Origin of the sequence: Microbacterium sp. NPDC056052 (assembly GCF_042266785.1) — a bacterium.
Taxonomy (GTDB): Bacteria; Actinomycetota; Actinomycetes; order Actinomycetales; family Microbacteriaceae; genus Microbacterium.
In genome coordinates, this window is the sequence record NZ_JBHJWV010000003.1 from 282,200 (window position 1) to 303,832 (window position 21,633).

20 protein-coding genes are annotated in these 21,633 nt (G+C 71.0%); 15 read left to right on the forward strand and 5 right to left on the reverse strand.

The window, feature by feature from the left end:
• Positions 1-96: 96 nt before the first annotated feature.
• The 4 genes from ACFC1J_RS07875 to ACFC1J_RS07890 all read left to right on the forward strand — a co-directional run bounded on the left by ACFC1J_RS07875 (position 97) and on the right by ACFC1J_RS07890 (position 3,454).
• Entirely contained in the window at positions 97-1,254 is a 1,158-nt protein-coding gene (locus ACFC1J_RS07875) for a P1 family peptidase (RefSeq protein ID WP_375904097.1), read from the forward strand.
• Positions 1,255-1,290: 36 nt separating this feature from the next.
• Complete coding sequence (locus ACFC1J_RS07880) at positions 1,291-1,890, forward strand: pyridoxal 5'-phosphate synthase (protein ID WP_375904099.1); 600 nt, start codon at positions 1,291-1,293, stop codon at positions 1,888-1,890.
• Positions 1,887-2,327 carry a cupin domain-containing protein gene (locus tag ACFC1J_RS07885; RefSeq protein WP_375904101.1) on the forward strand — a complete coding sequence of 147 codons (441 nt, stop codon included), beginning with the start codon at positions 1,887-1,889 and terminating at the stop codon, positions 2,325-2,327. The genes ACFC1J_RS07880 and ACFC1J_RS07885 overlap by 4 nt, the downstream gene beginning before the upstream one ends.
• A 68-nt stretch (positions 2,328-2,395) precedes the next feature.
• Positions 2,396-3,454: a TIGR00730 family Rossman fold protein gene (locus tag ACFC1J_RS07890; RefSeq protein ID WP_375904103.1), complete on the forward strand. Its 1,059-nt coding sequence runs from the start codon at positions 2,396-2,398 to the stop codon at positions 3,452-3,454.
• Positions 3,455-3,538: 84 nt separating this feature from the next.
• On the opposite strand, the gene ACFC1J_RS07895 is transcribed toward ACFC1J_RS07890, so the two are convergent.
• Positions 3,539-3,799 carry a helix-turn-helix transcriptional regulator gene (locus ACFC1J_RS07895; RefSeq protein ID WP_375904104.1) on the reverse strand — a complete coding sequence of 87 codons (261 nt, stop codon included), beginning with the start codon at positions 3,797-3,799 and terminating at the stop codon, positions 3,539-3,541.
• 118 nt (positions 3,800-3,917) lie between these two features.
• Positions 3,918-5,276 (reverse strand): flavin monoamine oxidase family protein, encoded by a 1,359-nt coding sequence (locus ACFC1J_RS07900; protein ID WP_375904106.1) that lies wholly within the window; start codon positions 5,274-5,276, stop codon positions 3,918-3,920.
• Between the two features lie 141 nt (positions 5,277-5,417).
• Here ACFC1J_RS07900 and nusA point away from each other — a divergent pair, with 141 nt between their 5' ends.
• From nusA to ACFC1J_RS07925, 5 genes are all read left to right on the forward strand, one after another.
• A complete protein-coding gene (nusA, locus tag ACFC1J_RS07905) occupies positions 5,418-6,404 on the forward strand; it encodes a transcription termination factor NusA (protein ID WP_375904108.1) in 987 nt (328 codons plus the stop codon).
• Between the two features lie 120 nt (positions 6,405-6,524).
• Positions 6,525-6,815: a YlxR family protein gene (locus ACFC1J_RS07910; protein ID WP_375904110.1), complete on the forward strand. Its 291-nt coding sequence runs from the start codon at positions 6,525-6,527 to the stop codon at positions 6,813-6,815.
• 59 nt (positions 6,816-6,874) lie between these two features.
• Positions 6,875-9,649, forward strand: a complete 2,775-nt coding sequence (infB, locus tag ACFC1J_RS07915) for a translation initiation factor IF-2 (RefSeq protein ID WP_375904112.1) — start codon at positions 6,875-6,877, stop codon at positions 9,647-9,649.
• 142 nt (positions 9,650-9,791) lie between these two features.
• Positions 9,792-10,223 (forward strand): 30S ribosome-binding factor RbfA, encoded by a 432-nt coding sequence (gene rbfA, locus ACFC1J_RS07920; protein ID WP_309338100.1) that lies wholly within the window; start codon positions 9,792-9,794, stop codon positions 10,221-10,223.
• Between the two features lie 328 nt (positions 10,224-10,551).
• Entirely contained in the window at positions 10,552-12,540 is a 1,989-nt protein-coding gene (locus ACFC1J_RS07925) for a LuxR C-terminal-related transcriptional regulator (protein ID WP_375904114.1), read from the forward strand.
• Between the two features lie 47 nt (positions 12,541-12,587).
• On the opposite strand, the gene ACFC1J_RS07930 is transcribed toward ACFC1J_RS07925, so the two are convergent.
• The 3 genes from ACFC1J_RS07930 to ACFC1J_RS07940 form a co-directional block, all read right to left on the reverse strand.
• Positions 12,588-13,484 carry an A/G-specific adenine glycosylase gene (locus ACFC1J_RS07930; RefSeq protein ID WP_375904115.1) on the reverse strand — a complete coding sequence of 299 codons (897 nt, stop codon included), beginning with the start codon at positions 13,482-13,484 and terminating at the stop codon, positions 12,588-12,590.
• A gap of 190 nt (positions 13,485-13,674) precedes the next feature.
• Entirely contained in the window at positions 13,675-14,526 is an 852-nt protein-coding gene (locus tag ACFC1J_RS07935) for an SDR family oxidoreductase (RefSeq protein ID WP_375904117.1), read from the reverse strand.
• Positions 14,523-15,206, reverse strand: a complete 684-nt coding sequence (locus tag ACFC1J_RS07940; RefSeq protein ID WP_375904119.1) for an SGNH/GDSL hydrolase family protein — start codon at positions 15,204-15,206, stop codon at positions 14,523-14,525. Before ACFC1J_RS07940 ends, ACFC1J_RS07935 begins: the two co-directional genes overlap by 4 nt.
• A gap of 283 nt (positions 15,207-15,489) precedes the next feature.
• Here ACFC1J_RS07940 and ACFC1J_RS07945 point away from each other — a divergent pair, with 283 nt between their 5' ends.
• The 6 genes from ACFC1J_RS07945 (at position 15,490) to ACFC1J_RS07970 (ending at position 21,582) form a co-directional block, all read left to right on the forward strand.
• Positions 15,490-16,371, forward strand: coding sequence for a LysR family transcriptional regulator (locus ACFC1J_RS07945; protein ID WP_375904121.1), 882 nt, complete (start codon positions 15,490-15,492; stop codon positions 16,369-16,371).
• A 23-nt stretch (positions 16,372-16,394) separates the two neighbouring features.
• Positions 16,395-17,291, forward strand: a complete 897-nt coding sequence (gene truB, locus ACFC1J_RS07950) for a tRNA pseudouridine(55) synthase TruB (protein ID WP_375904123.1) — start codon at positions 16,395-16,397, stop codon at positions 17,289-17,291.
• A complete protein-coding gene (locus tag ACFC1J_RS07955) occupies positions 17,288-17,659 on the forward strand; it encodes a hypothetical protein (RefSeq protein WP_375904125.1) in 372 nt (123 codons plus the stop codon). Before truB ends, ACFC1J_RS07955 begins: the two co-directional genes overlap by 4 nt.
• 135 nt (positions 17,660-17,794) lie before the next feature.
• Complete coding sequence (locus ACFC1J_RS07960) at positions 17,795-18,229, forward strand: hypothetical protein (protein ID WP_375904494.1); 435 nt, start codon at positions 17,795-17,797, stop codon at positions 18,227-18,229.
• Positions 18,226-19,203, forward strand: coding sequence for a bifunctional riboflavin kinase/FAD synthetase (locus ACFC1J_RS07965; protein WP_375904127.1), 978 nt, complete (start codon positions 18,226-18,228; stop codon positions 19,201-19,203). Before ACFC1J_RS07960 ends, ACFC1J_RS07965 begins: the two co-directional genes overlap by 4 nt.
• Before the next feature lie 213 nt (positions 19,204-19,416).
• Complete coding sequence (locus ACFC1J_RS07970; RefSeq protein ID WP_375904129.1) at positions 19,417-21,582, forward strand: DEAD/DEAH box helicase; 2,166 nt, start codon at positions 19,417-19,419, stop codon at positions 21,580-21,582.
• Positions 21,583-21,633: the final 51 nt, after the last annotated feature.

The following is a 21,633-nucleotide window of genomic DNA, read 5'->3' on the forward strand; positions in this document are numbered from 1 at the left end:
ACAGTGATTCAAGAGCGTCGATCGGATCATGTCAAGCAAATGAGTGATATCTGCCTTAAACTTCTGAACGCTCGTTCAAAGCAGATCGGAGACGCCATGACGTCGCATCCCTCCCCGCCGCACCTGGAAGGGCGCCCGCGCGCCCGCGATCTCGGCATCGCCTTCGATGGCGAGGCCGGCGCGCTGAACGCGGTCACGGATGTCCCCGGCCTCGAGGTCGGATTCACGACGCTCATCGCGGGGGAGGGTGCGCACGCGGTGCGCTCCGGAGTGACTGCGATCCTGCCTCGCGGGCGCGGCGGCGTGGGCGATGCATGCGCGGCGGCCGTGCACTCCTTCAACGGCAACGGCGAGCTCACCGGCCGCAGCTGGATCGACGAGTCCGGTTCCCTCGCCCTGCCGATCGCGATCACGAACTCGCATGCGGTGGGCCCGGTGCACGCCGGCGTCGATGCCTGGCTCGCCGCGAACCGCCCCGACCTGGCCGCGCAATGGCTGCTGCCGGTCGTCGGGGAGACCTGGGACGGGTATCTCAACGACATCAACGGAGCCCACGTGCAGCCGGAGCACGCGGTCCAGGCGCTGGATGCGGCGACCGCGGGGCCGATCGCGGAGGGGAACGTCGGCGGAGGCACCGGCATGAACTGCTACGGCTTCAAGGGCGGCACGGGCACGGCCTCCCGAGCGGTGCGCCACGACGAGGACGAGTACGTGGTCGCCGCGCTCATCCAGGCGAACTTCGGCTCGCGCGCGGAACTGCGCCTGGACGGCTTCCCGCTCGGGCAGCGGACCGCGGCGCCGAACCCGATGGACTCCGACTGGTTCGCGCAGGATCGGGCAGCGGCGCGCGCGGTGGGCGGAGCCGGTTCCGCGATCGTCGTCATCGCCACGAACGCCCCGCTGCTGCCGGGCCAGTGCGCGGCGCTCGCCCGCCGGGGCGCGCTGGGGCTCGGTCGCAGCGGCACCGCGGGCAGCCACTTCTCGGGTGACATCGTGCTGGCCCTGTCCACGGCGAACTCCGGGGCGCTGAGCTCGGTGTTCCCCTCCGATGAGCGCGCCGGGTACGAGCAGCTGCGCTTCGTGCCCTGGGGGCGGATGGATCCGTTCCTCACCGCCGCGGTGCAGGCGGTCGACGAGGCGGTGTGGAACGCGCTCGTCGCGGCGGAGGACATGATCGGCCGCGACGGTCACGAGAGCGTCGCGCTCCCGCACGACGAGATCCGTGCGGCGGTGGCGCGGCGCGCGGGGCACTGAGACTCCTGCAGGACGCGCGTCCTGCAGGATGGGGACATGGATACGACGCCGGCCGCCTGGTTGCGGGAACGCCCGTCTCTCACCGGATCCGCACCGGCGCTGCATCCGGAATCGGTGCCGGATGATCCGCTCGCCCTGTTCCTGAACTGGATCACCGCCGCCGCCGAGGCGGGGGTCGCCGAGCCGCATGTCGCGACGCTGGCGACGGTCGACGCGGACGGTGTTCCGGATGCGCGGACGCTCATCCTCAAGGACGTCGACGAGCGCGGCTGGGCCTTCGCGGGAACGCGCTCCTCCGCCAAGGGTCGTCAGCTCGCGGCGAACCCCGCGGCCGCGCTGAACTTCTGGTGGCAGCCGGTGCTGCGCGCCGTGCGGGTGCGCGGGCCGGTCGTCGAGGCCCCCGCGGGGGAGAGCGCGGCCGATCTCGCGGCGCGTTCGGCGACGGCGCGCGCCGGGGTCGTCGACGGCGACTGGGCGCTCTGGCGGATCGTCCCGAGCCGGATCGAGTTCTGGCAGGGCTCGGTGGATCGCCGGCACACCCGCATCGTGTACGCCCGTGAGGGGGATCGCTGGCTCCGGTCCTGGAGCGGCGGCGAGGGAGCGCGCCGGAGCGCGGACGAGGAGGAGCACGCATGAGCGACTACGAGGTCATGAGCATCGGGAGCCCCGACGAGTGGCGGGCCTTCCACGGCGGCTTCGATGAGACGCGCTCGCGCGACGGCCGGCGCGTCGTCGACCACGAGCTCACGATGCAGTACATCGGCATGACCGCCAACGCCCTGGTCCCCGGTGAAGAGGCCGGGTACTGGCACACGCATGCCCGGATCGAGGAGCTCTACGTGTTCCTCGCCGGTCGCGGCCAGATGGGTGTCGGCGACGACGTCGTCGAGGTCGGGCCCGGCTCGGTGGTGCGCGTCGGCCAGGGCGTGCCGCGCACCTGGCGCGCGCGTCCGGACAGCCCGGGCGAGCTGCGCTGGCTGTGCATCCGCGCCGGTGGCGAGCCGCTGCCGCACCTCCCCGACGACAGTGCGCGCCTGCCGGAGCGTCCGATGCCCTGGCCCGCTGCGGACTGAACGCCACGGGCTCCGGCTGCTCCGCGCGGCGGTGCCCGCCGCCATCCGGGGCGTGACACGCTGGAGGCATGACCGACGAGATCCTGCCTCCCGCCCTCAGGGCCGAGATCAACGCCGTGCTCGACGATGCCGGCGTGCGCGCCGACCGACGACTCGTGCTGCGGATGCTGCGGACCGCCCTGCTGCTCGGCGAGGACGGCACCGATCGGCTGGATCTGAAGATCGTCACGGCCGCCCTCTCGGAGATGCGCGACGCATTCCGGCTCTTCGCTCCCTTCCGCGGGGTTTCGAAGGTCACGGTCTTCGGATCCGCCCGCACCGCGCAGGATGATCCGCTGTACCGGCAGGCGCGCGACGTGGCGGCCGCGCTCGCCGCGGAGGGCTGGATGGTGGTGACCGGTGCAGGCCCCGGGATCATGCAGGCCGCCGCGGAGGGCGCGGGCCCCGCGCGCTCGCTCGGCGTCTCGATCCGGCTCCCGTTCGAGGAGAAGGCCAACACGATCGTCGCCGAGCAGGAGCACGTCGTCGCCATGAAGTACTTCTTCACGCGCAAGCTCATGCTCATGAAGGAGTCCCGCGGATTCATCTGCCTGCCAGGAGGCTTCGGGACCCTGGACGAGATGTTCGAACTGCTCACGCTGCAGCAGACCGGCAAGGCGGAGCCCATGCCGATCGTGCTGCTGGACGAGCCGGGAGGAACGTTCTGGCGGGGCCTCGAGCGCTTCGTGCAGGAGGACCTCGCGCCGACCGGAGTGATCTCGCCCGGCGACTTCGACCGCGTGCGGATCACCGACTCCGTGACCGAGGCGGCCGCTGTCGTCGCCGGATTCTGGCGCAACTACGACTCGCTGCGGTGGGTGGGGGACCTGCTCGTGCTCCGTCTGCGTGCGGAGCCGACCGCCGACGAGGTCGCGCAGCTGAACGAGCAGTTCGGATCGATGCTGTCCTCCGGTCGCATCGAGGCCTGCGGTCCGCAGCCCGTCGAGCTCGCCGACAAGGACCTCGTGGACCTGCCGCGGCTTTCGCTGCACCTCGATCAGCGCTCGGTCGGGAGCCTCTTCCGCCTCATCGGCGCGGTCAACCGGTTCGGGTCCGCCCCCTCCGCCCCCTCCGCGCCCTCCGCCTGAACAAGGACCTCCCACTTCCGAGTCGTCCCCGCCACAGGAGCCCCTGGGGTCCGCTGGCGGGGACGACTCGGAGATGGAGGAGGCTCAGGGGGCGCGGGTCTGCAGGTACGCGAGGATGGCGCGGACGCGACGATTGCCGTCGGGGGAGTCCTCGATGCCGAGCTTGGCGAAGATGGCGCCGATGTGCGTCTCGACGGTGCGCTCGGAGAGGAACAGGTGTCCGCCGATCGCTGCGTTCGACCAGCCCTCGGACATGAGCGCGAGCACGTCGAGCTCGCGTGGGGTGAGTGCGTCCAGCGCACGGCCCGACGGCTCGGCGCCGAGCGGCGCGATCACGGCGCGCACGTCGGCACCGCCTCGACGATCGTGCCGGTCGTCCACGGTTCCCGGGTTGTCGGAGCCCCCAGCACGGCCTCCATGACAGCACTGTAGGACCAAAGCGCCGCGAGCGGTACCGCGCTGCTCACACCTCGGAGCGGCGGATCCCCTCGGCGAAGGCGACGAGGTCGACGGGGCGCCCCAGGATCCGCTCCGCGGCGCGCACGCCGGACGCGTAGGCGCCGCCGACCGTCGCGGGCTCCTCGCCCCAGGTGGCCTCGCCGGCGAAGTGCAGCACGCCGTCCACCGGGCCCGCGAGGGCGTCGTGGTCCTCGTGCGAGGATCCGGTCGCGACGTGCGAGTACGAGCCGTGCGAGAACGGATCCTCGCCCCAGCGCGTGATCCAGCGGGCGACCGGATCCGGGACGGCCGCGCCGTACAGCCTTCTCAGGGCGGCCACCGCATCGGCCGCCGACTCGTCGTCGGTGAGCGTCTGCGCGTGCCTTCCGAAGGGACCCGCGGCGAACGTCAGGAGGGTGGGCCGGCCGCTGATCGCGGACACGTCGTACCAGGAGTGCCAGTGCTCGCCGGGCTCGCCGAGAGCGCGGATCGCGTAGACGCCGTCTGCCCAGAAGCGCTCGGGGAACTGCAGGAACATCTTGTTGAACACGCCCATGCCGAGCCGCGCGATCGGATCCGCGACCTCCGCGGGCAGGGGCGGCTCGAAGGAGATCGCGCCCGCCTTCAGCACGCCGAGCGGTACGGTGACGACCGCCTGCGCCGCGGTGAAGACCCCGTGATCGGTCTCGACGCGCACGCCGTCCGCGGCGCGCGCGATCCGTCGCACCACGTGCTCGAGCCGCACGTCCAGCCCTGCCGCGATGCGCTGCGGAAGCTCGTCGTAGCCCCGGGGGAACACCACCTCGTCGCCGTCGATCGTGTCCTCGTCGAGCCCGTGCGCGTCGAGGTCGCCGATCCACGCGCCGCACTGCTCCTCGACGCGGTGCCGGAAGAATTCGCGGATCTCGTCGATGCGTTCGGGATCCAGGGCGCCCGCACGGCGCTCGAGCGCGTCCAGGGCGCGCTCCGTCACGTCGAGGTAGGTGTCGCCGGGCGCGGAGCGGGAGATCGCCTCCTCCAGGGCGCGATCGGCCGTGTCGACGTCGGCGACCCACCGCGCGCTCGCGGTCGCCGACATCCGGTTCCCGTCGCCGTCGAAGTCGGCGATGGGGCGCCCGCCCGCCTGGAAGCTGCCCACGGTGAACTCGATCGTCGGCACCTCCAGCGCCTGCGCGAGCTCCCACAGGCGGGAGTCCTCGATCCCGTGGATCCAGGACGCGCCGAGGTCCACGGAGAAGCCCGCGGTGCGGTCGGTGTGCATGCGACCGCCGATCCGGTTCCGCGCCTCGAGCACCACCACGCGCCGTCCGGCGTCGGTGAGCAGCCGTGCTGCGGTCGCGCCGGACATGCCGGCGCCGATCACGATCGTGTCGAACTCGGGCACTCGTCCTCCTCGGGGCGTCCTCGCCGTCCCTCTCCGACCCGGCGACCGGGGGGACTTCGCGAGGGGGCTCGGCCAGGGTATCGTTGTACGGATGTCGTGCGTGCGGGTGTGCGCCGACGAGAGCTGAACAGGGAGGCCGTCATGGATATCGATCTCGGGTTGCTGCGCACGATCGAGCGGGAGAAGGAGATTCCCTTCGACGAGCTGGTCGCGATCATCGAGCAGGCCGTCCTGACCGCCTACGCCAAGCACGACTCCCAGGAGGGCGTGCTGACCGAGGGCACCCGCGTCGACCTCGACCGCAAGACCGGACACGTGACCGTGATGGTTCCGGTGCGCGACGACGAGGGCGCGATCATCGGCGAGGAGGACTCGACGCCGGACGACTTCGGCCGCATCGCGGCGTTCGCCGCCAAGCAGGTCATCGGCCAGCGGCTCCGCGACATCGCCGACGACGCCGTGCTCGGAGAGTTCCGCGGCAAGGAGGGCGACATCGTCGCCGGCGTGATCCAGCAGGGGCCGAACCCGCGCATGATCCACGTCGACCTCGGATCCGTCGAGGCGATCCTCCCGCCCGAGGAACAGGTCCCCGGCGAGGAGTACGCGCACGGCACCCGCATCCGCGTGTACGTGACCTCGGTCGCCAAGGGGATGAAGGGCCCGGCGATCACCGTGTCCCGCACGCACCCCGGACTCGTGCGCAAGCTGTTCGCGCTCGAGGTGCCGGAGATCGCGGCGGGCCTGGTCGAGATCGTCGCGCTGGCCCGCGAGGCCGGGCACCGCAGCAAGATCGCGGTGAAGGCGAACGACCCCGCCATCAACGCCAAGGGCGCGTGCATCGGCGAGATGGGCCGCCGGGTCCGAGCGGTCACCGAGGAGCTGGCGGGGGAGAAGATCGACATCGTCGACTACCACCAGGACCTGGCCACGTTCGTCGCGCACGCGCTGTCGCCCGCGAAGGTGACCAGTGCGTTCGTGCTCGACTCCGGCACCAAGGCCGTCCGTGCCCTGGTCCCCGACTACCAGCTGTCGCTCGCGATCGGCAAGGAGGGGCAGAACGCCCGCCTCGCCGCCAAGCTCACCGGCGCCAAGATCGACATCCAGCCGGACTCGATTCTCGACGCGTGACGGAGCAATGCGACGCGGTCGCGTTGATGCGTCACGGGTCAAGGCTGAGCGAGGACGCGAAGCGACGGAGACGAAGCCTCCCGTCGCTCGCGAACAAGCGCCGTAGATCCGAGGTGTAAGATGGAGTCCGTACGAACGTGTGTCGGTTGCCGCGCTCGTGCATCTCGCACCGCCCTGCTCAGGGTGGCAATCCGGAACGGTGAGCTCGTCTTCGACGAGCGGGCCGTGCTGCCGGGGCGGGGTGCATGGGTGCATCCGGCGCTGGAGTGCGTGGACACCGCTCTGCGGAGACGCGCCTTCGCCCGTGCGCTCCGTGTGTCCGCTGCAATGGAATTCCCGGAAGCAGAGAATACGCAGACCCTCGAGAAACGGCTGAACGGCTATGGAAACAAAGTGAACGGCTCGAAATGAGACCCGTCCGCGACTAGTGGTCTGCCCTGCCAGGGCGGACCGACCCTGACAGGAGAATTGTGGCTGGTAAACCACGCGTGCACGAGATCGCCGCTGAACTCGGCGTCGACAGCAAGTTCGCACTCGCGAAGCTCAAGGAGCTCGGCGAGTTCGTGAAGTCCCCCTCATCCACGATCGAGCCTCCGGTCGCGCGCAAGCTGCGCGCCGCCATCGAGGCCGACAAGCCGACCGGCGCCGCGCCCTCGGGCGCCCCGGCCGCGAAGCCCGGCGGCACCACGCCCGCCGCGGCGTCCTCCGGCGCGCCCAAGCCCGGCCCCAAGGCGCCGACCCCCGGCCCCAAGCCGGGTCCGGCCAAGCCGGCTGAGGCCGCTCCGGCTCCGGCAGCGGAGCAGCCCTCCGCACCGGCTGCGTCCGACGCTCCGGCCGCCCCCGCGGCGGAGAAGTCCTCTGCGCCCAAGCCCGGTGGCTCCGGCGCCCCGCGCCCCGGCGCACCGCGTCCTGGCAACAACCCGTTCTCCTCGCAGCAGGGCATGGGCTCCCGGCCGGCAGGTCCGCGTCCGGGCAACAACCCGTTCGCCTCGCAGCAGGGCATGGGCCAGCGTCCGACGCCGGGCAACATCCCCCGTCCGCAGGCTCCGCGCCCCGGATCCCCGCGCATCGGCGCACCCCGTCCGGGTCCGGGCGGTCGTGCCGGCGGTCCCGGTCGTCCCGGTGGCGGCGGTCGTCCCGGCGCTCCGTTCCAGCAGCGCACCGGTGGTCCCGGTCGTCCCGGCGGTGCCGGCGCCGGTGCAGGCGGCGGCTTCCAGCGTCCCGGCGGCGCTCCGGCCGGCGGTTTCGCCGGTCGTCCCGGCGGTGGTGGCGGCCGAGGCCGCGGCCCCGGTGGCGGAACCGCCGGTGCATTCGGCAAGGGCGGCGGCAAGAGCAAGCAGCGCAAGTCGCGGCGGGCGAAGCGGCAAGAGTTCGAGATGCGGTCGGCGCCGGTCGTCGGCGGCGTCAACGTCTCCAAGGGCAATGGCGAGATCATCCGCCTGCGCCGCGGCGCATCGATCGCGGACTTCGCGGACAAGCTCGAGGCGCTGCGCGGCTACACCGTGCAGCCCGGCACGCTCGTGACGATCCTCTTCAACCTCGGCGAGATGGCCACGGCCACCGAATCGCTGGACGAGGCGACGTTCGAGGTTCTCGGCGCCGAGCTCGGCTACACGATCCAGATGGTCTCGCCCGAGGACGAGGACAAAGAGCTCCTCGAGGGCTTCGGTCTCGACCTCGAGGCCGAGCTGGAGGCGGAGAGCGAGGACGACCTCGAGATCCGTCCCCCGGTGGTCACCGTCATGGGTCACGTCGACCACGGCAAGACCCGACTGCTCGATGCGATCCGCCAGACCAACGTCATCGACGGCGAGGCCGGCGGCATCACGCAGCACATCGGTGCGTACCAGGTGTGGACCGAGCACGAGGGCATCGAGCGTGCGATCACCTTCATCGACACCCCGGGTCACGAGGCGTTCACCGCCATGCGTGCCCGCGGTGCGCAGGTGACCGACATCGCGATCCTCGTGGTCGCGGCCGACGACGGCATCATGCCGCAGACGGTCGAGGCGCTGAACCACGCCCAGGCGGCCAATGTGCCGATCGTGGTCGCGGTCAACAAGGTCGACAAGCCCGAGGCCAACCCGGCCAAGGTGCGTCAGCAGCTCACCGAGTACGGACTGGTCGCAGAGGAGTACGGCGGAGACGTCATCTTCGTCGACGTCTCGGCGCGCGCGAACACCGGAATCCAGGAGCTCCTGGACGCCGTGCTGCTCACCGCGGACGCCGGTCTGGACCTCACCGCGAACCCGAACAAGGCCGCGCGAGGCATCGCCATCGAGGCGAAGCTCGACAAGGGCCGCGGTTCGGTCGCGACCGTGCTGATCCAGTCCGGAACGCTCCGGATCGGTGACGCGATCGTCGCGGGCACCGCCTACGGACGCGTCCGCGCCATGATCGACGAGAACGGCGACGCGGTCGAGGCCGCTGCTCCCTCCCGCCCGGTCCAGGTGCAGGGGCTGAACTCGGTCCCGCGCGCCGGCGACGTGTTCATCGTGACCGACGAGGACCGCATGGCCCGTCAGATCGCGGAGAAGCGCGAGGCCGTCGAGCGCAACGCGCAGCTGGCGAAGGCCCGCAAGCGCATCTCGCTCGAGGACTTCACCCGTGCTCTTGAAGAGGGCAAGGTCGAGACGCTCAACCTCATCATCAAGGGCGACGTGTCCGGTGCCGTCGAGGCGCTGGAGGAGTCGCTCCTCAAGATCGAGGTCGACGACTCCGTGCAGCTGCGTATCATCCACCGCGGTGTCGGCGCCGTCACGGAGTCGGACGTGAACCTGGCGACGATCGACAACGCGATCATCGTGGGCTTCAACGTCCGCCCCGACCCGAAGGCCCGTGAGGCCGCGTCCCGCGAGGGCGTGGACGTGCGGTTCTACTCGGTCATCTACAACGCGATCGACGAGATCGAGAACTCCCTCAAGGGCATGCTCAAGCCGGAGTTCGAAGAGGTCCAGTCGGGTGTCGCCGAGATCCGCGAGGTGTTCCGCTCCTCGAAGTTCGGCAACATCGCCGGTGTCATCGTGCGGTCGGGAACGATCACGCGCAACGCCAAGGCTCGCGTCATCCGCGACGGCATCGTCCTCGCCGATGGGCTGGCCATCGAGTCGCTGCGCCGCTTCAAGGACGACGTCACCGAGGTCCGCACGGACTTCGAGGCGGGTATCGGCCTCGGCAAGTACAACGACATCCAGGTCGGCGACGAGATCGAGACCACCGAGATGGTGGAGAAGCCGCGCGCGTAAGCACGTGGTTGTGCAGGATGGCATCCTGTGTCGGCCTTTCGGGGGCCCGGCCCGCTTCGCGGGCGCCCCGACGGTCGCCACAGGATGCCATCCTGCTCCGCGCTCGCGTTCAGCGCGGGCGAAAGAGTGAGAGGGTAAGGACATGGCCGGAGAACGACAGGCACGACTCGCGGATCGCATCCGCGTGATCCTCGCTGAGCGGCTGGAGAAGGGGCTGCGCGATCCGCGCCTCGGCTTCGTGACGATCACCGACGTGCGCGTCACGGGTGATCTGCAGCACGCGTCCGCGTTCTACACCGTGCTCGGCACGGAGGAGGAGCGCGTGGCCTCGGGCGCCGCGCTCACCGCTGCGACCGGGCTGCTGCGCAAGGAGGTCGGGCGTCAGCTCGGCGTGCGCCTGGTGCCCACGCTCGAGTTCATCCCGGATGCTCTGCCGGAGAATGCCGACCACATCAGCGACCTCCTCCGTCAGGCGCGCGAGCGCGACGAGCAGGTCGCAGGCATCGCTGCCTCCGCCTCGTTCGCGGGCGAGGCCGACCCGTACGTCAAGCCGCGCGAGGACGACGAGGAATAGACCGGATCGCGCCGCAGCGCGGCGGTGGGGGATTCGCGGAAAGGGCCTGGGAACGCTGTTCCCGGGCCCTTTCTCGTCGATTGGCGCCCCACTGGATTTTTCCACAGCGTTCAAGAACCCTGGAGTCCGCCGGGTGAGCTTGTTAGCCTCCCAAGCACGCACGCGATGAGGCGTGCGAGGACGGCAAGCCGGGGGGCGCGCCATGGGGGACACGAAGAGACCACGATCCGGGGCTCGGCATGCCGCCATCCTGCCTCCTACCGGCCAGACACCGGAACGGGAGACGGCGCCCGACGTCCTCGGAGCCGTTCACGACGTCGCTCCGCACGTGCGTTCCGTCATCGCCGGCATCTGCGGCGGCGACGCGGTGGCGTCCGCGGAGCTGCTCGCGGCTCTGGGAACAGAGCAGCGCCGCGGATGGCGCGCACTCCCGGATCCCCTTCCGGCGGTCGCTGCGCTGGAGACGCACGCGCGGAACGCGGTGCCGGAGGGGGCGGATCTGCAGAGTGTGCTGGTGCTCGCCGTCTGCGGGAGCGGGACGGTGCAGGTGCTGGGCGCGATCGCGGGATGCGAGCCGGAGCGGGTCTCGGAGTCGCCCCTCGGCGGCCTGGCCCAGTTGCGGGGCGGACGTTTCCGGCTCCTCGACGCCGCGTTGCGCACGCACGTGCTCGCCGCAGCGTCGGCGCAGGAGCGGCTGCGCGCCCACCAGCTGCTCGCGGCGGTCCTCGGGAGCGCCGGGGATGAGGACGCGGCGCTGTGGCATCGCGCCAGGGGTGCGGTGGTGGGCGATCCCGGACTGGTCGAGCCGCTTCTCGCGCTCGCATGCGCTGCCTTGCGCGAAGGAGACGCAGAGCGCGCATGGTCCCGTGCCACGGAGGCCGCGGAGCACGCGCGCCCCGGCACGCCTGCGCACGCCGGGGCTCTGCTGCTCAGCGGGTGGGCGGCCCTGGCGGGAGGGTGGATCACCGATGCTGCGGATCGCTTCGAGCAGGCGCTGCGCGTCGATCCCGGGCATCGCGGTGGGGCGGCGGCGTTCGTCCTGGGGCATGTCGTGCGGCACGGCACGGCTCCCGCGCCGGATCCGCGGATCTCCGCCGAGGCGATCGGTCGCGGGTGCGGATTCGCCGCGCTGCTGAACGCACCCTTCGGCGCGCCCTGCAGCGACCGTGAACCGGGCCTGCGACGACTCGAGGCGGCTCCGGATGCCGGCTGTGCCCTCGATGAAGGCGATGCGATCCGTCGGGTGACCGCTGCCCTTCGCGCAGGCCTCGACGGCGATCCGGACGCCGGGATCCGCGCCCTGGCGGGGCCGGGTGCGAACGAGGACGCGGAACTCCCGCTCGGCCTGCACGCGAGCGCCCCGCTGCTGCGTGCCAGGCGTGCGGTCGCGGACGTGCTGCTGAACTCCTGGGCTGGCCGGATCGGAACCGCGCACGCGATCCTGTGCGCCTCCGCCGCCGAGCTGCCGGTGGCGCTCCCGTTCGGCGGCGTCGCCGCGGCGCTGTGCCGTCGACTCGAGCTCGCCGTGGAGGGTCGCGTCGGACCGCTGTCGCATGAGCTCGCCGCCGGCATCCCGTGGACGCAGGACTCCGACGGTTTCGTGGACCGCGCGATCGGCGCCTATCTGCGAGGATGCAGCGACGAGGCGGCTGTGCACATGACGCTCTGGACGGATCGGGGCAGGCCCTCGGAGCGTGTCGGTCTTCCCGGACTGGACGAGGTCGGCCCGCTGGGGGCTCCGGTGGCGCCGGAGCCGCCCGAGGCGAGGCTTGCGCGGACGCTGCGCGAGCGCGTCCGATCCGCGCGCGAGTCGTCCTGGCGCGCCGATCTCGACGCCGTGGGTGCGGAGAGCCGGGGGATCCGCTCGCCGTTCGAGCGGGCAAGGGTCGAGGCCCTGTTGGGATCGACCGCCGCGGCGCACGGCGACCGCGGCCGCGGGGTGCGGCACCTGCGCGCCGCGTTCAGTCTGTTCGAGGAGTCAGGGGCTCTGGCGTGGCGGGGCATGGTGGGCCGGCGGCTTCGAGCGCTGGGGGAGCGTCCGCAGCGCTCGTCCGCGGATGACGGCGCCGCACAGGGCGCCGCGGCGCCGTCGTCCTTGGAGGTGTGCCGTGCGATCTGGGAACCCATCCTCACCGCGCGGGAGCTGGATGTCGCGCTCCTCATGGCCGAAGGGCGCACGAACAAGGAGATCGCACTCGCCCTGCACGTGTCGGTGCGGACCGTGGAGGTGCACGGCGGGCGCATCTTCGCCAAGGTCGATGTGCGGACCCGGCACGAGTTGACCGTGCTGGCGCACCGTATCGATCAGCACCTCTGAGCCGTCGGTCGTCCCTGCGGGGAGGGGCATACCGGGGCGCGACGAGGTCAGCGCGGAAGCAGGAGTTCGCCGTCTGCCGCTTCGAGGAGCCCGTCGGCGATGAGCGAGTCGATCGCGCGGTCGCGCTGGACCGTGTCCGGCCAGTCCGGGAGGATCGCGTCGGCGGGCAGGCGGTGTCCTTCCGCGTGCCGCAGCGCGCGGAGCACGCCGCCGCGCGCCTGCCGGTCCGATCCCTCGTACTTCGCCTGCCGCCGCCGCCGATCCTCGCCGTCGGGGAAGCCCGCGGCGCGCCAGGCACACAGGTCGGCGAGAGGACAGTGGGCGCAGTCCGCGCTGCGGGCGGTGCAGACCGTCGCGCCGAGTTCCATGGTCGCCGCGTTCACGACGGCGGCCGCACCGGGCTCATCCGGCAGCAGGGCGAGCATGTCGTCCAGGTCGCGACGGGAGGGCGGATCGGGTTGGGCGCGCCCGTGCACGACGCGCGCGATCACCCGGCGCGTATTCGTGTCGACCACGGGGTGGCGGTCGCCGAACGCGAACACCGCGACGGCGCGCGCCGTGTAGTCGCCGATGCCGGGGAGCGCCAGCAGAGCGGGTACATCGCGCGGGGTGACGCCCGCATGCTCGTCGCGGATCGCGGTCGCGGCACGGTGCAGCCACAGCGCCCGGCGCGGATAGCCGAGGTTCGCCCACTGCTGCAGCACCTCGGCCGGGGTCGCGACCGCGAGCGAGAGCGGATCCGGCCAGCGCGCGAGCCAGGCCTCGAGGTGCGGGATGACCCGGTTCACGGGCGTCTGCTGCAGCATGAACTCGCTCACCAGCACCCCCCAGGCGCCGTATCGGGCGAGGTACTCCGCGCGCCGCCACGGCAGATCCCGCGCGTGCTCCCGGTACCAGGCGATCAGCGCGGACGCGGTCGGCGAGGAGGCGGGGGAGTCGGGCACGGGAATCCACGCTACCCCGGGAGGGGAGTTTCCTGCGCCGGGTGCGGGGCGTCGGATCCGGAATCAGGAAACCGGCGAGCGCAGTGGTGCGCTCGTCTCCGGCATGGACGCGAACGGAGCGCCACTCCCCGGGACCTGCCGGTCATCCGGTGGGCGAGGGGCAGGAGCGGGAGCGCAAGACGGCGGCGTCCTATGCGAATGACGTCGCGTTCTCGGCGACCCACTGGGTGAAGGAGAGCGGTTCCCGCCCGATGATCCGGCGAACCCCCTCCGTCACCGTGTCGAGACGGCCCTGGCGCACCGCACGCCAGATGTCCACCAGGGCATCGACGTAGGGACCTTCCCCTCCCCATTCCACGGCGTCCGCGTATGCCTGTTGGTCAGATATCTCCCTGAAGTCGATGGACGTGCCGATGGCTTCGCTGATCGTGGTCACCATCTCCTTGTAGGTCAGTGCTTCAGGGCCCGTGATCACGACGGTCTGATTGTCGTGCTCGCGCGCGATCAGCACGGTGGCGGCGACGGCAGCGATGTCGTCGGGATGGATGAATGCGATCCTCCCTTCGCCCGTCGACGAGTGGAGGATGCCCTCGTTGCGGATGGGGTGGGACCAGCTCAGCGCGTTGGACATGAATCCGGCTGCGCGAATGAACGTGAACGGGACTCCGCTGTCGCGCACAGCGACCTCGCCCGCCGCGTGCCACGGTCCGGTTCCGATCCCGGTGAGAACGTCCAACGTCGAGAGCTTGACGATGTGCCGAACGCCCGCCTGGAGGGCCGCGGAGGAGATCGCCCGATCCTGATCCGGGAGGTTTGGCCCGTCCGTCAGCAGGAAGATCCCGTCCACACCGTCGAGCGCAGCTGCCAGTGAGGGACTCGGCGTGTCGAGGTCCCCTCTGCGAATATCGACCCGATCGCCGAACAGGCTCTGGGCCTTCATCGCGTTGCGCACGAAGACGGAAGGGCGGGATCCGGCCTCGATGAGGCGCTGCGTGACCCGGGCGCCGATGTTGCCGGTGGCACCGAACACGAGGTAGTTCACGGCAGGGTGCTCCAGCCGCGGATCACTTCGAGCGCTATTCGCTTCTGGCCCTCCACCGTGAAGTGCAGGCCGTCTCCCATCAGCACGTCAGACGAGGGCGGCGAACCCAGCGCGTCGAAGGAATCGACGACGGGGACGCCGCCCTCGCGGACGATCGTCGCGACGCGCTCCAGGTCCTGGTTGCGGAGCCGGACCCCGAACCTCGCGAGGCCCCAGTGCTCGGCCACCATCGCCTCGTCGACCGCGGGCGGAGTGACCCAGATGGCGGTTGCCGAGGTCTCGCCGGCGATGCGCTGACGCAGCTCCGCGATGTTGCGCCGGGTCTCCTCATGATGGACCAGCGTCTTCGTGGGGTGCGGCCCCTGGGTGCGGGCGTCGTTGGTGCCGATCAGGAAGATGATCCAGTCGGGCTGGGCGGCGATGGTCTCGGCGACGCGGACGAGACCGTGGGTGGTGGTCTCGCCCGCGACGGCGTTGATCGTCAGAGAGATCCTGTCATCACCGCGCCGTTTCCTCAGCGCCTCCCTCAGAATCACTGCCCACGACTGGGGGTCCGAGGTCAAGCTGTCACCGAACGCCACGACATGGGCGTGTTCCCGGAGGGGCAGACGGTCGATCATCGTGGCGACGGCGTGATCCGCAAGCAATTCGTCCGCCGCTTCGGAGGCCTCCTGCCGCATGCGCTCGATTTCGGCTGTGTAGACCTCGCCCGGGACGCCGAGGAGTCCGGCATGAGCGCTCGGGTCGACACTGGCTCCTCCGGGGAGCGAAGCGAGGGTCCGCTCGGGCTGGATGACCTTCAACAGCCACCGCACTTGGTCATTCGTCATGGCACGCGTCCTTACTCTCCGTGATCGCTTTCCTTCATCCTGTGTTCCGGTGCCGGCGGCGGTCCAAGACCGATCACGTGCTGAGCGATACCGTACGGGTATCACTCAGGGCTGCGGAGGATACGATGCACCGATGGAGACGCGTGAGCTGCGATACTTCGTCGCCGTTGCAGAGGAGCTGCACTTCGGGCGAGCCGCACAGCGGCTCATGATGGCGCAGCCCCCGTTGTCCCGGGCGATCCAGCAACTCGAACGGCGACTCGGGGTCGTTCTCCTGCACCGCACCGCTCGCGCCGTGACCCTGACCGAGGCAGGAACAGTCCTGCTCCGGGAGGCCAGGCTCGCTCTCCAGGCGGTCGAAGCCGCCGAGTCCCGCACCCTCCGAGCTGCGGCGCCCGGGCCCACTTTGGTCCTGGCGGCGAAGGCTGGAGCTTCGAGCGAACTGCTCTCCACGATTCTTGACGCCTATGCTGCGGAACCGGGCGCTGTCGCGATCGAGGTGACCCTCGGTGGGCCGGGTCAACCAGAAACTCTGCTGCGCACCGGACGTGCCGACGTTGCTCTGCTGCAGCGGCCGTACGACGAGACAATCGGACTGGACACCGAGGACCTGCATACGGAACAGCAGGTGCTGGTCGTGCCCGCCGACCATCCCGTTGCCGTCCGGCCCCACCTCTCACTGGCTGAGGCCGATGCCTTGGCGGACTTGCCTCTCCCGCGCTGGCCAGAACCCGACGGCAGCTACCCAGAAGGCCCAGGCCCACAGGTCCGCGATCACACGCAGCTGCTCCAACTGATCTCGCTCGGACTGGCCTGCGCCGTCGCGCCCGAGTCGCTGCAATCCCAACTCCGCGACGGTCACGCGATGGTCCCCCTGTCGGATGCGCCAGCCGTCACCACTGTTATCGCCTGGCCCCCGCACAGCACCTCCCAGGCCCTTGCGCACTTCATCCGCACGGCAACACGCCTCTCCTCCGGGACCCGCCCGCCGAAGGCCGTGTCGACAACGTCATGAGGGAACACATCTAGGCTGGGGGGATGGCAACCAGCGGCATCCTGCTCGTCGACAAGCCGGGCGGGATGACGAGTCACGACGTCGTCGCCCGCACCCGCCGGGTGTTCGGCGCGCGCAAGGTCGGGCACGCCGGCACGCTCGATCCCATGGCCACGGGCCTGCTCGTGGTCGGGATCGAGGCCGCGACGCGCCTGCTCACCTTCGTGGTCGGCGCCGACAAGACCTACCTCGCCACGATCCGCCTCGGTCAGAGCACGGGCACGGACGACGCCGACGGGGAGATCCTGGCCTCGGCGGATCCGGACCGCGTTTCCGCGATCACCCCGGACGAGATCGCCACGGGAGTCGCCGCGCTCACCGGCGCCATCTCGCAGGTGCCCAGCGCGGTCTCCGCGATCAAGGTCGACGGACGCCGGGCCTATGACCGCGTACGCGCGGGGGAGGACGTCGTGCTCGCGGCCCGCGACGTGGTGGTGTCCCGCTTCGACGTGCTCGACGACCGCCCTGGTGCCGACGGCATGCGCGACCTCGACGTGGTCGTGGACTGCTCCTCCGGGACCTACATCCGCGCCCTCGCCCGCGACCTCGGAGCCGCTCTCGGCGTCGGCGCGCACCTCACGGCGCTGCGCCGCACCCGCGTCGGCCCGTTCGACGTGACCGATGCGTCCTCGCTTGACGATCTTGCAGAGGCCAGCCCGCTGTCCGCGGCCGATGCCGCGGCCCTGATCCTCCCGGTCCTCGAGGTCAGTGCGCAGGAGGCCGTCGACCTGCGTCACGGCAAGCGCCTGGTCGGCCAGCGGGCGAGGTTCGAAGGCCTGCGCGCCGCGGCGATCGATCCGGACGGCGCCCTGATCGGGATCGTCGAGCGCCGCGGAGATGATCTGAAGAGCGCGATGAACATGCCGGAAGGGGCGTCATGATCCTCTGGTTCACGGTCGTGCAGCTCGCGGTCGCCGTCGCGGCCGGACTGCTGTGCCTGATCATGGGCTTCGCGGGCAGGCGCCCGAACGACTGGACGGTCGGATCCCTCGCCCTGATCGAACTGCTGCTCATCGTGCAGGTGGTCATGGCGATCGTCTCCCCGTTCACCGGAAACCCGGCGCTGGGCGATCCGCTCGAGTACGGCGTGTATCTGGTCTCTGCCGTCCTGCTGCCGATCGGCGGAGCGATCTGGGCGCTGCTCGAGCGTTCACGGTGGAGCACGGTGATCATGGGCGTGGTCGCGCTCGCGCTGGCCGTGATGATCTGGCGCATGCAGGTCATCTGGGTCACCCCGATCGGCGGCTGAGCAGCGCCGCGCGCGAGGACCACAGCCCTCGCGTTCCGTAGAATGGAGTCCGCCATGAGCACTGCGCGACCCTCGACCCCGTCCGACTCCGCCCCCCCGCCGGAGGGCTCCTCCGCCGCACCGGCCCGCCCCCGCATGCGCGGCGTCGGCCGCGTGCTCGTGATCGTGTACGCGGTCATGGCGCTGGGCGCCACGGGTCGGTCCTTCGTGCAGATCGCGCGGGCCTTCGACGAGGCGCCGCTCGCGTACGCCCTGTCCGCGGCGTCGGCGGTCGTCTACATCGTCGCGACGCTCGCGCTGATCGGATCCGGACGCCCGGGCTGGTACCGCGTCGCGTGGGTCGCGATCGTGTTCGAGCTGGTCGGAGTCCTGGTCGTTGGCACCTTGAGTCTCACCCACCCTGCGCTCTTCCAGCACCAGACCGTGTGGTCGCAGTACGGCCTCGGCTACGTGCTGATCCCGCTGTTGCTGCCGATGGCCGGGCTCTGGTGGCTCGTCGCGCACCGCCCGTCCCGCACGGTGTCCGCCGCCGCGGACGCCCCCGCCCCGTCGGACGGATCCGCCGCATGATCGTGTTCCGCGACCCCGCCGAGATCCCCGCGGACTTCGGCCGCACGGTCGCCGCGATCGGCAAGTTCGACGGCGTGCACTCCGGGCATCGCGCGGTGTTCCGCCGCGCCAGGCAGGATGCGGCGCGCATCGGCGCGAAGACCGTGGCGGTGACGTTCGATCGCAACCCGCTGAGCGTGCTGCGCCCGGATCGGTGCCCGGACGACCTCGTGTCCGTCGAGCGCAAGATCGAGCTGCTCTCCGCGTGCGGACTGGATGCGGTTCTCGTGCTGACTTTCGACGAGCAACTGGCCTCGCGCGCGGCGGAGGACTTCGCGCAGGCGATCCTCGTCGATGCGCTGCACGTCGCGACGGTTCTCGTCGGACGCGATTTCCGGTTCGGCAGCGGCGGCAGAGGGACGCCCGTGCTGCTGGCCGAGTTGGGCAGGCGGAGCGACTTCACCGTCGACGTGATCGAAGACGTCTTCCTGGAGGGCACCGATCGGCGGGTCTCCTCGTCCTGGGTGCGCGAGCTGCTCTCGGCGGGCGATGTGGCGCTCGCGGGCGCCGTGCTGGGTCGTCCGGTCTCGGTGCGCGGAGAGGTCGTGCACGGCCTCAAGCGCGGGCGCGAACTCGGCTTCCCGACCGCCAACCTTCCGTCCCTGCTCGACGAGATGGTGCCGGCGGACGGCGTCTACGCGGGGCGGCTGGTGGATCACACGACAGGGCTCGTGCACCCCGCCGCGATCTCCGTCGGGACCAACCCGACGTTCGACGACGTGCTGCAGCGCCAGGTCGAGGCGCACGCGATCGACAGTCCTGGCCTGGACCTCTACGGGCACGATGCGACGGTCGAGTTCACCCAGCGGCTGCGCGGCATGACGGCCTTCGACAGCATGGACGCACTCGTCGCGGGCATCGCATCCGACGTCGCCCAGGCGCGGATCCTGCTGGGCCTGCCGGAGCCGGATCCGGCGAACTCGCCCGCCGAGTGACCGCATCGGGGCTCGCGTGGCGTAAACTGGCCGCGAACCCGTTGTGATCGACGTGCGCGATGCACGCCTGCGGGGTTCTCGTCCGCTCGGTCTGCGATGCCTCTCGGCAGCCGCCCGTCCGCGGACATGCATCGTCGGGACGGAGCCTCGTCCGGACGATCTTTTCGGACAGTCGCCGTCCTCTCGGAGACGGCATCCACGCTCAGGAGGAGCATGCCGACCACGGCGACCGCCACCCGGCGGAAGAAGACGTCCCGTCGAGACGAGGACGCGCCGCTGATCCCTATCCTCGCGCGCAAGGTGCGCGAGATCGAGGCCAAGGCCCAGCACGGGAAACTCGGCCCGACCAATCGCGTCAAGTTCCAGGTGATCGCGTTCCTGGTGCGCGAGGAGCGCGCCAGGGCCAAGGGCGACGCCGAACTCGGCGATGCCGCGCGGGCCGAGCAGCTCAAGCGTCTGGACGGCGTGGCGACGATCCTCGCGAAGACCGCTGCGCGCGACACCTCGCTGATCCAGCTGCTCGAGGCGGATCAGGCGACGAGCCCCGTCGCGAAGCGGATGCGCCGCGACTGGCTGCTGGAATCGGGTGCCGAGCTGGCTCCCGAGGAGCTCGTCATCGCCGACGTCGTCCGCGTGCAGCAGGCGCCGGTGGTGCCCGCAGCGCTGGCCGAGCGCCAGGTCACTCCGCCGTCGGTGGAGTCGCGGATGCTGGCGAACCCCTTCCTCGCCCCGGATCTCACGCCCCGGGCCGGGGTCACTCCGCGACGCCGGCTGGACGGCTGGGAGCTGATGGGTCCGCTGTACAAGGCGTTCGAGTCGGGGGCGGGCGGCACGGCCGCCTCGATGGAGCTGCCGCCGCTGCCCGAGTACGACCACCTCTCGCCCAAGGGCCTCGAGGTGATGGTGCACCAGTCGCGCTTCCTCGAGTCGGTCAGGGCCGGGCACCGCTCGTTCCTGCTCGCCGACGAGCCCGGCCTCGGCAAGACCGCCCAGTCGGTCCTCGCCGCATCCGTCGCCCACGCCTACCCGCTGCTCGTCGTCGTTCCCAACGTCGTGAAGATGAACTGGGCGCGCGAGGTCGAGCGCTGGACCCCGCAGCGCCGCGCCGCGGTGATCCAGGGCGACGGTCAGGACGTCGACGCCTTCGCCGACGTCTTCATCGTCAACTACGAGATCCTCGACAGGCACCTGTCCTGGCTCGGCGAGATCGGCCTGCGCGGGATGGTCGTCGACGAGGCGCACTTCATCAAGAACCTCTCGTCGCAGCGCTCGCAGAACGTGCTCGCGCTGGCATCCCGCATCAGGGAGCAGGCGGCGGGCTCGCACCCGCTGCTGATGGCGCTCACCGGAACCCCGCTGATCAACGACGTCGAGGACTTCGACGCGATCTGGCGCTTCCTCGGCTGGACCAACGGCGAGCGGCCCTCCGCGGAGCTCGCGGACAAGCTCGACGCGACCGGCCTGACGCCCGCGGACAAGGCGTTCTACGGCGAGGCCAGGGATGCGGTCATCTCGATGGGCATCGTGCGGCGCAAGAAGAAGGACGTGGCCGCCGACCTGCCCGACAAGCTCATCGCGGATCTGCCGGTGCAGCTCGACGATGAGTTCGGTCGTGGGATCCGGCAGGCGGAAGCCGAGCTCGGCGCGCGGATGGCGGCGAAGTACCGCCGGATCATCGAGGCGCGCGGATCTGCCGACCGGTCCCCGAGTTCGTCGAGGGGCGCCCACGGCGAGATCGACGAGGACATCGTCCGGCTCGTCGCGCACAGCGAGCTCGAGGAGTCGAAGGCGGCGGGCACCGGGGGAGACAACGTCTTCACCATGGTGCGCAAGATCGGCCAGGCCAAGGCGCTGCTCGCCGCGGACTATGCCGCGCAGCTGCAGCGCTCGGTCGGCAAGGTGGTCTTCTTCGCCAAGCACGTCGACGTGATGGATCAGGCCGAGGCGCACTTCGCCGCGGCGGGGATCCGCTCGGTGTCGCTCCGCGGCGACCAGACGGCGATCGCGCGGCAGCAGGCGGTCGACGCCTTCAACAGCGACCCCGAGGTCGGGATCGCCGTGTGCTCGCTCACCGCGGCCGGCGTCGGCGTCAACCTGCAGACGGCGTCGAACGTGGTGCTCGCCGAGCTCAGCTGGACCGCGGCGGAGCAGACCCAGGCGATCGACCGTGTGCACCGCATCGGTCAGGATGAGCCGGTCACGGCCTGGCGCATCATCGCGGCGCACACCCTCGACACGAAGATCGCCGAACTCATCGACCAGAAGCAGGGTCTCGCCGCGCGAGCGCTCGACGGTGAGGCCGTGGAGGAGGGCGCGAGCGAGTCGGTGCAGCTGGCGGCGCTCATGCACCTCCTGCGCGAGGCGCTGGGCGGCGACTGACCGCATCGCGTCACCATTTGTCAAGAACGGCGCTTCTTCTCCCTGTTTCGG

Coding starts and splice junctions, on each gene's coding strand:
- ACFC1J_RS07965 (WP_375904127.1), top strand. CDS start 18,226: ATGATCGTGTTCCGCGACCCCGCCGAGATCCCCGCGGACTTCGGCCGC.
- ACFC1J_RS07960 (WP_375904494.1), top strand. CDS start 17,795: ATGCGCGGCGTCGGCCGCGTGCTCGTGATCGTGTACGCGGTCATGGCG.
- ACFC1J_RS07875 (WP_375904097.1), top strand. CDS start 97: ATGACGTCGCATCCCTCCCCGCCGCACCTGGAAGGGCGCCCGCGCGCC.
- nusA (WP_375904108.1), top strand. CDS start 5,418: ATGGATATCGATCTCGGGTTGCTGCGCACGATCGAGCGGGAGAAGGAG.
- ACFC1J_RS07885 (WP_375904101.1), top strand. CDS start 1,887: ATGAGCGACTACGAGGTCATGAGCATCGGGAGCCCCGACGAGTGGCGG.
- ACFC1J_RS07940 (WP_375904119.1), bottom strand. CDS start 15,206: ATGCGGCAGGAGGCCTCCGAAGCGGCGGACGAATTGCTTGCGGATCAC.
- ACFC1J_RS07910 (WP_375904110.1), top strand. CDS start 6,525: ATGGAGTCCGTACGAACGTGTGTCGGTTGCCGCGCTCGTGCATCTCGC.
- truB (WP_375904123.1), top strand. CDS start 16,395: ATGGCAACCAGCGGCATCCTGCTCGTCGACAAGCCGGGCGGGATGACG.
- ACFC1J_RS07955 (WP_375904125.1), top strand. CDS start 17,288: ATGATCCTCTGGTTCACGGTCGTGCAGCTCGCGGTCGCCGTCGCGGCC.
- ACFC1J_RS07890 (WP_375904103.1), top strand. CDS start 2,396: ATGACCGACGAGATCCTGCCTCCCGCCCTCAGGGCCGAGATCAACGCC.
- ACFC1J_RS07970 (WP_375904129.1), top strand. CDS start 19,417: ATGCCGACCACGGCGACCGCCACCCGGCGGAAGAAGACGTCCCGTCGA.
- rbfA (WP_309338100.1), top strand. CDS start 9,792: ATGGCCGGAGAACGACAGGCACGACTCGCGGATCGCATCCGCGTGATC.
- ACFC1J_RS07880 (WP_375904099.1), top strand. CDS start 1,291: ATGGATACGACGCCGGCCGCCTGGTTGCGGGAACGCCCGTCTCTCACC.
- ACFC1J_RS07945 (WP_375904121.1), top strand. CDS start 15,490: ATGGAGACGCGTGAGCTGCGATACTTCGTCGCCGTTGCAGAGGAGCTG.